We start from the raw sequence: 14832 nt of genomic DNA, 5'->3' as shown, positions 1-14832 counted from the left end.
ACGGCGTCAGCAGGTGCAGCGGTCGGGGCGCCAGACGTCGCGCACGCGCTCGAGCGCCTCGTCGCCCAGCGGGTTCACCCCGGGGCCCGCGGCCAGGGCGTGCCCCACGAGCACGTGCAGGCACTTGACGCGCGTGGGCATGCCCCCGGCCGAGATCCCGTCGATCTCCTCGACGTGGCCGAGCGCCTCGCGCTGCGCGAGGTAGTGCTCGTGCGCACGCCGGTACGCGGCGGCGAGCTCCTCGTCCTCGGTGAGGCGCTGCGACATCTCCTTCATGACGCCGTTCGCCTCGAGCGTCGACGCGGCCGCCACGGCACCGGGGTGCGTGAGGTAGAAGGTCGTGGGGAACGGCGTGCCGTTCTCGAGCCGCGGCGCGGTGCGGACCACGAGCGGGCGCCCGCACGGGCACCGCGCGGCGATGCCGACGACCCCGCGCGGGGTGCGCCCGAGCTGCTCCGCGAGGGTCTCGAGGTCGCGCTCGGTGACGACGGCGTCCGGGTCGTCGGCGGGGATGGCCAGGCGGGCGTCGGGCACGGGTGTTCCTTCGGGTCGGTCGGGCGCGTCGGGTCGACGCGTCACCCATTCTCCCCGCTCGACGGCGCCGCGCCGTCGCCGGCCGGGTCCTCGTCCGCGGGCGGGGACTCCTCGCCAGCCCCGTCGTCGGCCGCCCCGGCCCCCTCGCCCGTTCCCGACGACACCGGCTGCTCGCCCGCGACCTGCACCGACGCCCAGATCGCCTCGTACCAGGGCGTGCCGTCCTCGTAGCCCTGGACGGGGCCGTCGGTGATCGTCTGCCCGGTCTGCGGGTCGATGTCGTCGACGACGGTCTCCGGGTCGAGCACGCGCCACGGCCGCTCGCCCGGCATGACGAAGTTCAGGCGGTCGCGGGCCTCGCGCTCGACGTACGCCTGGTCGTCCCAGCGGTCCAGCTCGGACTGGAGGTCGTCGTGCTGGGCCTGCGCCTGCGCGAGGTCGTTGCGCAGCTCGCGCAGCTCCCCCGTCTGGTTGACGTACGCCCGCAGGGTGGGCAGCAGCAGCACCACGGCGAGCAGCACGACGACGGACAGCACGAGGGTCCGGACCGTCACGACCTCGGGAAGCAGGAAGCCGTACCGGCTGCGGCGCCGGTCCTCCGGCGCGGGGCCGGTGGCCCGTCGCGAGGGTGCCCGCTGCGCGCGCGTGGCGGGGCGACGCGCCCCCGCCGAGGCCTTCGCCCCGGTCGCGCGGCCCGTGGCCGCGCTCTTCCCGGACGTCGGCCGCGCGCCCGACGCGCCCTTCGGCGCGGCCGGCTTCGAGGCCGCGGGACGAGGCGCACCGGACGCCGTCGAGCCGGACCGGGGCACCGGCTTCGACCCGGACCCGCGCGCAGGCCCGGTCCCCGGTCGCGCGGGGGCACCGGGGCGCGGAGGGCGGCGCGAGGACGGCATGGCCCGATTGTGCTGCCGCGACGGCCCCGGCCCCGGGAGCACGCGCGGTGCGTCCGCGAACGTGAGCCGATCGACACGACATCTTCACCCGCGGCCGTGACCTGCGGCGGGGTGCGGGTGCCCGCCCGGGCCCCGGACGCGCCGGAGCCCGGCGGGCCGACGAGCGGCCCTCCGGGCTCCGGGTGCCGGGTCGCCCCGGCGGCGTGCGTGACCCGAGGGTCAGCCCTGCACCGTCCAGCGCGGGAACGCGCCGCGACCGGCGTAGCGCGCGGCGTCGTCCAGCGCCTCCTCGATGCGCAGGAGCTGGTTGTACTTGTTGATGCGCTCGCCACGGGCGGGGGCACCGGTCTTGATCTGGCCGGCGTTCGTCGCGACGGACAGGTCGGCGATCGTCGTGTCCTCGGTCTCGCCCGAGCGGTGCGACACCATCGCGGTGAAGCCGTTGCGCTGCGCGAGCTCGACGGCGTCGAGCGTCTCCGTGAGCGTGCCGATCTGGTTGAGCTTCACCAGGAGCGAGTTCGCCGCCTTGAGCTCGATGCCCTTCGCGAGGCGCTCCGGGTTGGTGACGAACAGGTCGTCGCCGACGATCTGGACCTTGTCGCCGACCTCGGCCACGAGCTGCGACCAGGCGCCCCACTCGTCCTCGGACAGCGGGTCCTCGATGGAGACCAGCGGGTAGTCGCGCACGAGCTGCTCGTAGTACGCGATGATGTCGTCCGAGCTCGTCGCCTTGCCCTCGAACTGGTAGGCGCCGTCGGAGAAGAACTCGGTCGCGGCGACGTCGAGCGCCAGGGCCACGTCCTTGCCGGGGACGAACCCGGCCTGCTCGATCGCGACGAGGATCAGGTCGAGCGCGTCGCGGTTGCTCGGCAGGTTCGGAGCGAAGCCGCCCTCGTCGCCGAGGCCCGTCGCGAGGCCCTTGCCCTTGAGCACGGACTTCAGCGAGTGGTAGACCTCCGCGCCCGTGCGCAGCGCCTCGCGGAACGAGGACGCGCCGATCGGGGCGACCATGAACTCCTGGATGTCGACGTTCGAGTCGGCGTGCGACCCGCCGTTGAGGATGTTCATCATCGGCACGGGCAGGACGTGCGCGTTCGGGCCGCCGACGTAGCGGTACAGGTCCAGGCCGGCGCTCTTCGCGGCGGCCTTCGCGACGGCGAGCGAGACGCCGAGGATCGCGTTCGCGCCGAGCTTGCCCTTGTTCGGGGTGCCGTCGAGGTCGATGAGGGCGGCGTCGATGAGGCGCTGGTCCTCGGCCTCGAAGCCGATGAGCTCCGGGGCGATGTCGTCGATCACGGCGTTCACCGCGCCCTCGACGCCCTTGCCCAGGTAGCGGGACTTGTCGCCGTCACGACGCTCGACGGCCTCGAACGCACCGGTCGACGCGCCCGACGGCACTCCGGCGCGGGCGAACGTCCCGTCGTCCAGGACGACCTCGACCTCGACGGTCGGGTTTCCGCGGGAGTCGAGGATCTCGCGCGCTCCAACGGCTTCGATGCTGGCCACAGGTGCTCCTTCGGGGCAGGGCTGCGGGCGCTTCGAACGGTGGTGGCGGACCCGGGCAGGGAAACCCGGGACGCCGCGTGCGCGCCCGCGACGATGGTGGGTTTACGACCACAGCCTAGTGCCCGGATGTGACCTGCGCCGCTGCGTCCGGTCCGTGGGCCCCGGGTCGGGGACCTGCGCGACGACGATCGGGACGAACGTCCCGGTCAGGCCGTCCCCTCCGCGCGCCGCGTCTCGGCCGCGACGATCTCGCCCTCGACGCGCCGCAGCTCCCCGCGCAGCGCCGCCTCGGCGTCGAGCCCGTCCTCCTCGGCGCGCGCGACGAGGGCGAGCAGCTCGCGCCCCAGCCGCTCGTCCGCCGTCGTGCCCTCGTCGCCGACCGCGGCGGGCGCACCGCCCGACGGCGCCGCGAGCGCCGTGCCGACCACGTCGCCGAGGCCGCCGCGACCGGCGCGGGAGAGGACCTTCTGCGTGCGGGCGAGCGCGCCCTGGGTGTGCGAGATCCCCTCGAGCACGGACGTGCGCTGCTTCTCGGCCTTCTTGATCGCGTCCCACTGCTCGTGCAGGTCGGTCGCGTCGGCGTCGGCGAACACGTGGGGATGGCGTCGCACGAGCTTCGCCGCGAGGTCGGCGGCGACGTCGTCGACCGTGAACGGGTCCGGCTCCTCGCTCGCGATGCGCGCGTGGAAGAGCACCTGGAGCAGCAGGTCGCCGAGCTCCTCGCGCATCCCCGCGCGGTCGCCGGTCTCGATGGCGTCGGCGAGCTCGTGCGCCTCCTCCAGCAGGTACCGCACGAGCGACTCGTGCGTCTGCTCGCGGTCCCAAGGACACCCGCCCGGCGAGTACAGCCGGTCCATGACGGCGACGACGTCGCGCAGCGGGTCGGTCGCGGACACGGGCTGAGGAGCCGGGGGCACGGGTGCGGTCACCACGTCATCGTAGGTTCGCCGACCAGGCGATCCGTGCCCGCCGAGCAGGCGGTCGCGGCTCGTCCGGATCTCCGGACGGGCCACGACCACCTGCTCGCCGTCGGCGGGCGACGGGTTGGCGGGTCAGCGGGTCAGCAGGTGCGTGCCTCCACCGCGATGTCGCGCGTCGACGCGGGGCCGCCGGTCTCGAGCGTTGCCGTGATCGTGGCCGTGGTGGCCGGGACCGACGTCGCGCGGACCGCGAAGGACTGGTACGCGTTCGCGCCCGGCGCCACCGCCGGGAACGTCCGCGTCCCGTACGGGGTCGTGAGCGTCACGTCGACCGGCACGTCCTCGCGGTTCGTGGCCCGGACCGCGACGTACGCCTTGCCCGCGAGGCAGCGCGCCGACGCCTCGACGTCGAGCGCGACCTCGGGCGCCGCGCCCGCGCCGACGAGCCGTGCGACGCCCCAGCGCGCCGTCGACTGGTAGCCCGCCCCGGACGGGTCCGCCCAGTTGCGGATCGCGGTGCGCGTGCCCGCGGACGCGTCGTTGACCTGGAGGTCGAGCCCGTGGAACGTGCCCTCACCCCCCTGGTCGGCGAGGTCGACCGCGAGCTCGACGACGTACCCGTCGGCCGTGCGCGTCGTCGCGCTCGTGACGCGCGCCCGCTGCGCCGCCTCGTCGCCCGTGCCGAACGACACCGCGTTCTCGGCGCTCACGCGGATCTGGGTGTCCAGGTCACGGTAGGCGCCGTTCTTGGCGTTGCCAGCGTCGACGTAGACCTCGACCGAGTCCTGCACCCACGGGTCGGAGCCGCTCACGTCCACCACCGGGTCGGCGACCGCGGCGAGCACGTAGAGCGTCCGGTCGCGCCACAGGGTGCGGACGGTCGCGACCGCGCCGCCGCTCCCCTGGACCTCCTTCGCGGTCGTCACGGGCGCGTTCGCCTCCGCCCACACGGCGTCGATGTCGCCGTCGACAGCGGGCGCGGCCGACGCGTGCGCGACCTCGAGGTAGGACAGCTCCTCGAGCAGGCGCAGCGTGCCCGTCGCGCCGGGCGTGTTCCAGGCGGACGTCGCGCCGCCGTCGGTCGCGCGCACGTCGAGCGCGAGCGTGCCCCCGGGCGCGGCGCCGGCGAGCGGGAGGTGCGCGACGACGTCATACCCGCCCGCGCGCTTGGTCACCTCCGCGGCGACCCCCACGCTCGTCGTCCCGTCGCGCCCGACGACGTGCTCCGCGCCGGCGAGCGCGAACGTCACGGCGTCGGCCGCGTCGGCGGTCGCGTCGTCGACGCTCGCGAACGCGGTGAGGTGGTCCGGGGCCCAGCGGAGCTGGAACCCGACCTCTCCCCCGGCGGCCCCGCCCGGCGCGGCGAAGGTGTGCAGCGGGAGCCGCTGCCAGTCCGGGGCCGCGGCGGCGTCGCCGTCGAGCGGGACGTCCCCGGCGAACACGTCGGCCGTGCGCAGCAGGGCGGGCAGCTCGCCGTCGACCACGCCGTGGTACGCGGGCTTGGCCTTCAGGGCGTCGTCGAAGACGAGCGGCGCACCGCTGTCGACGCGCCAGCTCCGGCCGTCGGTGAGGCCCCACACGGTGACCGAGTACAGGTCGTCGGCGTGCTCGCGGAACACGCGGAACGCGTCCCGGTAGTAGTAGCCCTGCTCGACGAGGTTCGCCTGCGTGACCGGGGTGCCGGTCGTCACGTCGAGCTCGGTGACGGCCTGCGTCACGGGCAGGTCGGCGAACCGCTCGATCGCGCCCTCGAGCGCGGAGACCGGCATCGCGAGGCTCACGTGGAACTGGTGGCCCACGCCGTCGACGGGCACGCCGCGCGCCAGGAGGCGCTCGACGAGCGCGCGGTACCGGTCCTGCTTGCCGCCCTGCTCGGTGTTGTAGTCGTTGATGAACAGCGCGACCGGACGCTCCCCGCGCTCCTTCGCCGCCGGGTCGGCGTAGACGTCGTTGAACGCCTCGTCGGCGTACGCGAACGCGAGGTCGAGGTACTCCTCGCCGAGGATCCGGAACCACTCCGAGCGGCGCAGGCCGTCGGGGTTCTCCCCGCCGTCCGACACGACCTCGTTCACCACGTCGAACGCCGTGAGCGGGTTGTCGCCGCCGAACGGGCCGTAGGCGTCGGCGAGCGCCCCCGCGACGGAGAAGACATGGGTCCGCAGGCGGTCGCGCAGGACCTGCCGGTCCGCCTCGGACGTCGTCAGGGGCGCGCCGTCGGCGCCCTCGAAGAACCAGTCCGGCGTCTGCGAGTGCCACACGAGCACGTGCCCGTAGACGCGCAGGTCGTGGGCGGCCGCATAGTCCATGAGCGCGGTCGCCTCGGGGTGCGTCCGGAAGGTCCGGTCCTCGTCGTACCAGGCCTCGGGCTTCATGTGGTTCTCGGCGGTGATCTGGTCGAAGTGCCGCAGGAGCAGCTCGGACGACGCGCCCGAGGTCTCCCGGCTGTCGATCGCGACCCCGACCGGCACGTCGACGGTCTCCTTGATGCCCGTGAGGTCCTCGACCGCGGGCGGCGGCGGCACGCGCAGCACGACGTCGTCGACGAGCAGGTCGCTCGTGTTGTCGCCGTTGTAGTCCGTCTCCAGGTACAGCAGCGCCTCGTCCGCGGCGGCACCCGGGAACGTCGCGGTGATCTGCGTCCAGCCGGTGCTCGTGATCCCCGAGAGCTGTGCGAGGGTCGAGTACGACGTCGTCCCGTCGACCGTGCGCGCGATGCTGAGCCACACGTCGTCCGCGGGCTGGCCCTCGGCGAAGCGGACCCACGCGCTGAGCTCGTACGTCGTGCCGGCGGCGAGCAGCCCGGTCACGTCGTGCCCGATGCCGTCGCCCTGGCCGTCGCGACCGGAGACGACCGCGGCCTGCGCGCCGCCGTGGGCCACGTCCGTGAGGTCGAGCGACGGCGTCGTCGCGTCGCCCGCGCGCGGCACCCAGCCGCCGAGGCCGTCCTCGAAGCCGGTCTCCAGCAGGACCTCGCCGCCGCGCGGCGGCGTGCCGACGGGGAACGTGAAGTCCCAGCCGGCCGCGAGCCGCTCCGCGACGACCGTCTCGACCGCCGCGAGCGTGCCCGCGCGGTCGCCGCCGCCGTCGTGCGCGAGCACGACCTCGCCGGGCCTCATCGCGGCGCGCAGGTTCGCGGTGAGGGTCTCGACGTCCTGGGTCTCCCAGTCGGAGATCGTGTTGACGACCGCGAGCGGCTGCATGCCGAGCGCGACCGCGACCTCGGGGGTCGCGCCCCACGAGCCGTTCGGGGCGCGGAAGAACGGGACCGGGTACGCCGGGTCGCCGAGCGCGTCGCGCAGGATGCCGAGGTTCTCGACGAGGTCGGCGCGCACCTGGTCGGCCGACCACGCGCCCATGTCGGCGTAGCCGGTCGAGTGGTTGCACAGCACGTGGCCCTCGTCGACGATGCGGCGCAGGAGCTCGGCGCCGCCCGGCGCCTGGACGTTCTGGCCGATGACGCAGAACACCGCGTGCAGGTCGTGCTCGGCGAGGAAGTCCAGGAGCGCGGGCGTCGTGCCGGGGTTCGGACCGTCGTCGAACGTCAGGGCCGCGACGTCGCCGGTCCCCTCGGCGAGGCGCACCGGCGTCGGGACGGGGTTCACCGCTCCCCCGGGCACGACGTCGCCCGGGTCGGTCGCGACGGTCGTCACGCGGACGTCGTCCAGCAGGAACGACGGGTGCGCACCCGCGACCGGCGCGGCCTCGACGTAGAGCGTCGCCGCGGTGAGGCCCGCGGGCAGGGTGTACGTCCCCCCGATCTCCACCCACCCGTCGGCCGTCGTCGCGACGGCCCCGCCGACCCACGTGTACGCGTCTCCCGCCGCGCCGGTCTCCTGCACGGTGAAGTGGACGCCGGACGACCCGGTGGCGCCCGCCGGCAGCTTGACCCACGCCTCGACGTCGTACGCGACGCCCGGCTCGAGCAGGGCGAGCGCGTCCGTCGCGACGCCGTGCCAGTCCGCGGTCCGGCCCGTCACCGCGAGGCTCGACGACCCGCCGTGCGCCTCCGCATCGGTCAGGGCGACGGTGACCGGCCCGCGCGCGGTCCACGGCGCCGTCGTCGCCGACTCGAAATCGTTCTCTAGAACGATATCGATATCGATATCGACCTGGGCAGACGTCGACACGCCCATCGCATCCATCCCCATCGCCGCGCTCGCTCCCCCGCTCGCCACGAGGGTGGCGAGCACCCCCGCCACGGCGGTCCTCCACGTGCGTCTCATCGTCGTCGCTCCCTTGCGATCGGCTGCACGGGGCACGTCGCCCCCGGGCGCACCGGCGCGCCCGGGCCACACCCTAGGGGCACCCACCAGGTTCAGACAATGGTTGAACTATCTCCCGCCACGGTAGCGGCAGACCCCGCCCCGGTCTGGGTGAGACCGGGGCGGGGCCGCGAGGTCACGACCTCCAGGTGTCCGACAGCGTCACGGAGCCGTCCTGTCCGACCGTCGCGGTGCGGTTGCCGCCGCTCTCCCAGACGACGTTCCCGCCGCCGTCGCGCTTGACGTACTTGTACTCGAACGTCGTCCCGGCCGGGAGGTCGAGGGTCGCGGTCCAGACGGGGTAGCTCGCCGCCGAGAGCGCGACGCCGTTCGCGGGCGCCCATGACCCGAGCGCCGGGATGCTCCCGACGACGAGCACGTTCTGCCCCCAGGTCGTCGTCGCCGTGACGGAGAACGACGCGTCGCCCTGGCCCTCGACGGGGCCGGGCCCCTCGCCGTCGTCGCACGGGTCGCCCGCCGTGACCGTCCCGCCCGAGACCGCGACGGCGGCGCCCGACAGGGAGTAGTCCTTGCCGCCGTTGTTGTCCCACGCGCCCGAGCCGTTCGTGAACGCCGCCGTGACGGTCGCGCCGGCACCGGTCGCGCCGTCCGGTAGGACGATCTCCTTCGCGACCCAGCCGGTGCAGGCCGCGGTCATCGCGACCCCGGGCACGGCGGTCCAGGCGCCCGTGCCGACGCGGTAGTGGACGTTGTACGCGTTCCAGCCCCTGTCGGTCGCGTAGTAGACGGTCGTCGTGGCGCTCGGGTCGACGGGACCCGGGCCGCCGGTGCCACCGTCGTCCACGGCGCCGACGTGCAGCGCGAGCGCCCCGTACGCCGGGACCGTCGCGGTGAAGGTGCCGGAGCCGGAGACCGTGACCGTCTTGGCGCAGTCCTTCGACGCGACGACGTCGCAGTACGTGCCCGCCGGGAGCGACGTCTGGTAGGTGCGCGTGACCGCGTTCGCGGAGTTGTTGATCGTCACGTACCCCTTGCTGCCGCGACCGTACGCGACGTGGTTGTTCCCGTCGTCCCACCAGTTCGTCACCGCGGTCCCGGCGACGGCGTTGTGGAAGCCGACCATGCCCGCGATCTCGGTCCAGCGCTGCGTGCAGACCCAGGCGCTGTTCGAGCAGCTCGCGTCCGGCACGGACGTCGCGGACGCGCCCGGGGCACCGGCGTCCTTGTCGTTCCACGTGTAGCCCGAGTAGACGCTCGGCGCGCCGTACGGCCACGAGAGCATGAACGTGTTCGCGAGCTTGTACTTGGCGCCCCACCTGTAGTTCATGGTCTCGCCGTTGCGCTCGGTGTCGTGGTTGTCGACGAACACGCCGGCGCGGTCCGAGGGCAGCTTGTTGTCGCCGATGGTGCGCAGGTCCTTGATCTGGCCGTCGAACCGGGACTTGAGCTCGCGCGCGTAGTCGAACTCGTGCGAGTCGCCGGAGCCGAGGTACTCCGAGGGCTGGATGGGCTCGCCGCCCGCGCCGATGACCTCGTGCACCCAGAAGACGTCCGGGTTCGTGAGCCGCGCCTTGATCGCCGCGAGGTCCGCGGCCGGGATGTGCTTCGCGGCGTCGATCCGGAACCCGGCGACCCCGAGGGAGAGCAGGTCGTTGAGGTAGCCCGCGATCCGGCCGCGCACGTAGTCGGAGCCCGTCCGCAGGTCCTGGAGCGAGACGAGGCGGCAGTTCTGCACCACGTACCGGTCTCCGTACCGGTTGCCGATGTTCTCCTTGCAGTCGTTGAAGTCGTTCGGCCCGTAGAGCCCGGGGTAGTTCTCGACGCCGTACGACGAGCCCGCGACACCCGTCCCGCCGCCCTGGTCCGCACCCGCCATGTGGTTGAGGACGGCGTCGGCGATGACGCCGACGCCCGCGGCGCGGCAGGTGTCGACCATGTTCTCGAACTCCGCCCGAGTCCCGAGCTTCGAGTCGATCCGGTAGCTCACGGGCTGGTAGGAGGTCCACCACGCGGTGCCCTGGATCGTCTCCTGCGGCGGGGAGACCTGGACGTAGCCGAACCCGGCCGGGCCGATCGTGCTGGTGCACTCGGCGGCCACCGAGTCCCAGGTCCACTGGAAGAGGTTGAGGATCACGTCGCCCCGGCCGTTCGGGGAGTCGACGACGGGCGTGGGCACGGGCGGCGCGGCCGCGGCGGGCGCGGCGACCGGGACCGTGGCGGCGAGCGCCGTCCCGAGCGCGAGGGCCGCCGAGGCGACGGTGGCGACGAGGCGCCGCAGCCGACCGTCGCGTCGGTCGGCTCGCGCTCGGCCGCGGTCCGCGGCGGGGGGTGCGGCGGGAGTGGGTGCCGGCGGACCGGCGGGATCGGTGGTGCGCGTCATTGCTGCTCCTTCGAGGTGCTGCGACCGACGGCGCGCTCGGCCTCGAGCGCGGGAGGGCCACGCGGTGCTGACTGCGCCCCGGGGTGTCGGGCGCGTCCGGGACTCGGCGGCGTTGCAGAGAGTTTCCGGATGTTGCTGCAACCTTACAGAGCGCTCGGTGCTCTGTCACGACCTCGTACGCGGCGCCCGGTCGACACGCCCACGTCGAGCGAGGGCGCTCTCGGCCGAGTGACGCACGTCGGGGTGCATCCCTCGGCCGGGAGGCAGCGCGCACCGGCGGGACCTCGGGCCGCCCACGAGCCATGCACCGTGCGCCCGGACGGCATAGCGTCGAGCCGTACGCACACGGGAGGAGACGACGACATGGGGACCAAGCGCCGCTGGAAGGACCTGACCACGGGTCAGAAGATCGCCGTCGGAGTCGTGGGCGCGGCACAGGTCACGCTCACCGCCGCGGCGTACCGCGACCTGCTGCGCCGCCCGGCAGAGCAGGTCAACGGCACCAAGCTCGCGTGGGGGCTCGCGCTGCTCGTCAACTGGGTCGGCCCCATCGCCTACTTCCTCGACGGCCGGAAGAGCTGACCCCCGCTCAGCGGGCGGCCGACGACGTCCCGACCGTCGCCGCCGCGCTCACCTCGCCGACGATCACGGCGTCGATGAGCTGGCGCGCCCACTCGAGCACCTCGGCGCCGCGCAGCGGGCGGCCGCCGATGCGCGCCGTCGTCGGGTACGGGACGAGGAACGCGCGGATCGCGGGCTTGAGGAGCGTGCCCGGGTAGAGGCGCTTGAGCCGGAGCTGCGCGGACTCCGCGAGGTCCACGGGCGCGAACCGGATGAACTTGCCCTGCGCGGTGACGTCCGTGAGCCCCGCGCGGCGCGCGTGGTTGCGGAAGTCCGCGACGTCGAACAGCGCGGACGCGACGTCCGGCAGGGCGCCGTACCGGTCGACGAGCTCGGCCCGGACCTCGGCGAGCTCGGGCGCGTCGGTCGCCGCGGCGATCTTCTTGTACGCCTCGAGCCGCAGGCGCTCGGTCGCGATGTACGACTCGGGCAGGTGCGCGTCGACGGGGAGCTCGATGGAGATCTCGGGCTGCTCCTCCGGACCGTCGCCGCGGTAGTTCGCCACGGCCTCCCCCACCATCCGCACGTACAGGTCGAACCCGACGCCCGCGATGTGCCCGGACTGCTCGCCCCCGAGCAGGTTGCCCGCGCCGCGGATCTCGAGGTCCTTCATCGCGACCTGCATGCCCGCGCCGAGGTCGGTGTGGGCCGCGATCGTGGCGAGGCGGTCGTGCGCGGTCTCGGTGAGGGGCCGCTCGGGCGGGTACAGGAAGTACGCGTACGCGCGCTCGCGACCGCGGCCCACGCGTCCGCGGAGCTGGTGGAGCTGGGAGAGCCCGAGCATGTCCGCGCGCTCGAGGATGAGCGTGTTCGCGTTGGAGATGTCGAGGCCCGTCTCGATGATCGTCGTGCAGACGAGGACGTCGAGCTCCTTCTCCCAGAACGCGCGGATCACCTGGTCGAGCTGGTGCTCGTTCATCTTGCCGTGCGCGACGCCCACGCGGGCCTCGGGGACGAGCTCGCGCAGCCGCGCCGCGGTGCGCTCGATCGTCTCGACCTTGTTGTGCACGTAGAACACCTGGCCCTCGCGCAGGAGCTCGCGGCGCAGCGCCGCGGCGATCTGCTTCTCCTCGTACGCCCCGACGTACGTGAGGACGGGGTGGCGCTCCTCCGGCGGGGTCGCGAGCGTCGACATCTCGCGGATGCCGGTGACGGCCATCTCGAGCGTGCGCGGGATCGGGGTCGCGGACATGGCGAGCACGTCGACGTTGGTCCGCAGCTGCTTGAGCGTCTCCTTGTGCTCGACGCCGAACCGCTGCTCCTCGTCGATGATGACCAGACCCAGGTCCTTGAACCGCACGCTGCCCGTGATGAGGCGGTGGGTGCCGATGACGACGTCCACCGTCCCCTTGGCCAGCCCGTCCACGACCTCCTCGGACTCCTTGGGGGTCTGGAAGCGCGACAGCGCCTTGACCGTCACCGGGAAGCCCGCGTACCGCTCGGAGAACGTCTCGAGGTGCTGCTGCACGAGCAGCGTCGTGGGCACGAGCACCGCGACCTGCTTGCCGTCCTGGACCGCCTTGAACGCCGCGCGGATCGCGATCTCCGTCTTGCCGTAGCCGACGTCGCCGCACACGAGCCGGTCCATGGGGACCGTCTTCTCCATGTCCGCCTTGACCTCGTCGATCGTCGCGAGCTGGTCCGGCGTCTCGACGTACGCGAACGCGTCCTCCAGCTCGCGCTGCCACGGCGTGTCCGGGCCGAACGCGTGGCCCTGCGTCGCCATGCGCGCCGAGTACAGGCGGATGAGCTCGCCCGCGATCTCCTTGACGTGCTTGCGCGCGCGGGTCTTCGTCTTGGCCCAGTCGGCCCCGCCCATCTTGTTGAGGCTCGGCGACTCGCCGCCCGTGTACTTGGTGACCTGGTCGAGCTGGTCCATGGGCACGAACAGCCGGTCGCCCGGCTGGCCGCGCTTGCTGCTGGCGTACTCGATGACGAGGTACTCGCGCGTCGCCGCGTTGCCGCCCGTGCCGAGCGTGCGCTGGACGAGCTCGACGAACCGCCCCACGCCGTGCTGCTCGTGCACGACGAAGTCGCCCGCCTTGAGCTGGAGCGGGTCGACGACGTTGCGGCGCCGGCTCGGCATCTTGCGCATGTCGCGCGTGCTCGTGCCGGCCCGGCCCGTGAGGTCGGCCTCGGAGAAGACGGCGAGCCGCAGCTCGGGCGCGACGAAGCCCTTGCCGACCATCGCCGGGGTGACGAGGACGATGCCGCCCTCGGGCTCGTCGTCGAGCCGCGGCACGAGGCGCGCCGGGGTGTCCGCCGCGCCGAGCTGCTCGACCATGCGCTTGGCCGGCCCGTGACCCTCCGTCGTGAGCACGAGCCGCCAGCCGGCGTGCTGCAGACCGCGCACGTCGTCGAGCGCGCGCGCCACGTCGCCGCGGTAGGACTCGACGTCGCGCGCGCCCAGCGTGAAGGTGGGCACGCCGTCGGCGCTCTCGCCCACGTGCGCGGCGGTCGTGCCCGACGCCGCGCCCGCTCCGGCCGCGTCCGGCGGACCGGCGTCGGGCGCCACGTCCAGGTCCGGGTTGTCGAGCGCGAACGACGACAGCGTCCACCAGCCCAGGCCGCGACGCTGCGCGACCGCACGGACCTCGGCGAACGTCTCGAACGACGCCGCGGACAGGTCGACCGGCGCCTTGCCGCCCGCGACGGCGCCGGTCCAGGCGGCGGCGAGGAACTCCTCCGTCGTCGCGACGAGGTCGTGGGCGCGGCGGCGCACGCGCTCGGCGTCGTCGACGACGAGCAGCGCGTCGTCGGGCACGAGCTCCAGCACCGGGACCATGCGGTCCACGAGCACCGGCGCGAGCGACTCCATGCCCTCGACCGCGACGCCCGCGGCCAGCTTGTCGAGCATCTCCGTGGCGCCCGGCAGGTCCTCGACGAGCGCCGCGGCCCGCGACCGCACCGACTCGGTGAGCAGGATCTCGCGGCACGGCGGCGCCCACAGCCCGTGCTCGGCGATCTCGAGGCTGCGCTGGTCCGCGACGGCGAACCAGCGGATCTCCGAGACCTCGTCGCCCCAGAACTCGACGCGCAGCGGGTGGTCCTCGGTGGGCGGGAACACGTCGAGGATGCCGCCGCGCACCGCGAACTCGCCGCGGCGCTCGACCATGTCGACGCGCGTGTACGCGGCCGCGACGAGCCGCTCCGCGACGTCGGTCAGGTCGGCCGTCGACCCGGCGTGCAGCTCGACCGGCTCGAGCTCGCCCAGCCCGTCCACGACCGGCTGGAGGAGCGCGCGCACCGGCATGACGAGCACGCGGACCGGGCCCGACGGCCCGACCTCCGGGTCCGGGTGCGCGAGGCGGCGGAACACGGCGATGCGCTTGGCGACGGTGTCCGCGCGCGGGCTCAGGCGCTCGTGCGGCAGCGTCTCCCAGCTCGGCAGGACCGCGACCACGTCCGCCAGCTCGTCGGGCAGGTAGGCGCGCACGCTCGCCGCGAGCTCGTCCGCGTCGCGCCCGGTCGCCGTCACGACCACGAGGGGACGCGAGCCCGTCGCCCACGCGTCGCCCGAGGCCGCGCGCTCGTCGCCGCCGGGCACCCCGTCGGCCGGCCCGGTCGCCCGCGCCCCCGCCATCGCGGCGAGCAGCGGCGGGCGCGCGCCGGCCGGGCCGACCACGTCCGCCTCGCCACGGGCGCGCACGTGCTCGACCGCCGCCGTCGCGGCGGGGTCGGCGAGCAGCGCGGGCAGGATGCCGGTGAGGTTCATGCGGTGGGGTCCCTCCGAGGACGGTGGTCGGTGGCGTCGG

Annotated in this window: 8 protein-coding genes; 1 reads left to right on the top strand and 7 read right to left on the bottom strand. The window is 74.0% G+C overall.

Annotated features, from left to right (window positions below):
* Positions 1-6: 6 nt before the first annotated feature.
* The 6 genes from NHH00_RS13480 to NHH00_RS13455 all read right to left on the bottom strand — a co-directional run bounded on the left by NHH00_RS13480 (position 7) and on the right by NHH00_RS13455 (position 10456).
* Entirely contained in the window at positions 7-534 is a 528-nt protein-coding gene (locus NHH00_RS13480) for a DUF501 domain-containing protein (protein ID WP_253052960.1), read from the bottom strand.
* A 41-nt stretch (positions 535-575) separates the two neighbouring features.
* Positions 576-1088 carry an FtsB family cell division protein gene (locus NHH00_RS13475; RefSeq protein WP_253052958.1) on the bottom strand — a complete coding sequence of 171 codons (513 nt, stop codon included), beginning with the start codon at positions 1086-1088 and terminating at the stop codon, positions 576-578.
* Between the two features lie 558 nt (positions 1089-1646).
* On the bottom strand, positions 1647-2933 hold the full coding sequence (eno, locus tag NHH00_RS13470) for a phosphopyruvate hydratase (RefSeq protein ID WP_253052956.1): 1287 nt from the start codon (positions 2931-2933) through the stop codon (positions 1647-1649).
* 206 nt (positions 2934-3139) lie between these two features.
* Positions 3140-3862 (bottom strand): MazG family protein, encoded by a 723-nt coding sequence (locus NHH00_RS13465; protein WP_253052954.1) that lies wholly within the window; start codon positions 3860-3862, stop codon positions 3140-3142.
* Positions 3863-3993: 131 nt separating this feature from the next.
* Positions 3994-8076 (bottom strand): endo-1,4-beta-xylanase, encoded by a 4083-nt coding sequence (locus tag NHH00_RS13460; protein ID WP_253052952.1) that lies wholly within the window; start codon positions 8074-8076, stop codon positions 3994-3996.
* 175 nt (positions 8077-8251) lie between these two features.
* Positions 8252-10456: a carbohydrate-binding module family 20 domain-containing protein gene (locus NHH00_RS13455; protein WP_253052950.1), complete on the bottom strand. Its 2205-nt coding sequence runs from the start codon at positions 10454-10456 to the stop codon at positions 8252-8254.
* A gap of 363 nt (positions 10457-10819) precedes the next feature.
* Here NHH00_RS13455 and NHH00_RS13450 point away from each other — a divergent pair, with 363 nt between their 5' ends.
* The gene (locus NHH00_RS13450; RefSeq protein WP_141390373.1) at positions 10820-11038 is read left to right on the top strand and encodes a PLD nuclease N-terminal domain-containing protein; all 219 of its coding nucleotides are present in this window, start codon (positions 10820-10822) and stop codon (positions 11036-11038) included.
* Positions 11039-11045: 7 nt separating this feature from the next.
* Here the strand turns inward: NHH00_RS13450 and mfd are convergent, their stop codons facing one another.
* Positions 11046-14792 (bottom strand): transcription-repair coupling factor, encoded by a 3747-nt coding sequence (mfd, locus tag NHH00_RS13445; protein WP_253052948.1) that lies wholly within the window; start codon positions 14790-14792, stop codon positions 11046-11048.
* Positions 14793-14832 lie beyond the last annotated feature (40 nt).

Origin of the sequence: Cellulosimicrobium cellulans, from assembly GCF_024124905.1 — a bacterium.
GTDB classification, from domain to species: Bacteria; Actinomycetota; Actinomycetes; order Actinomycetales; family Cellulomonadaceae; genus Cellulosimicrobium; species Cellulosimicrobium cellulans_G.
Note: the sequence above shows the minus strand (reverse complement) of the source record. Positions and strands in the feature narration are given on the sequence as shown.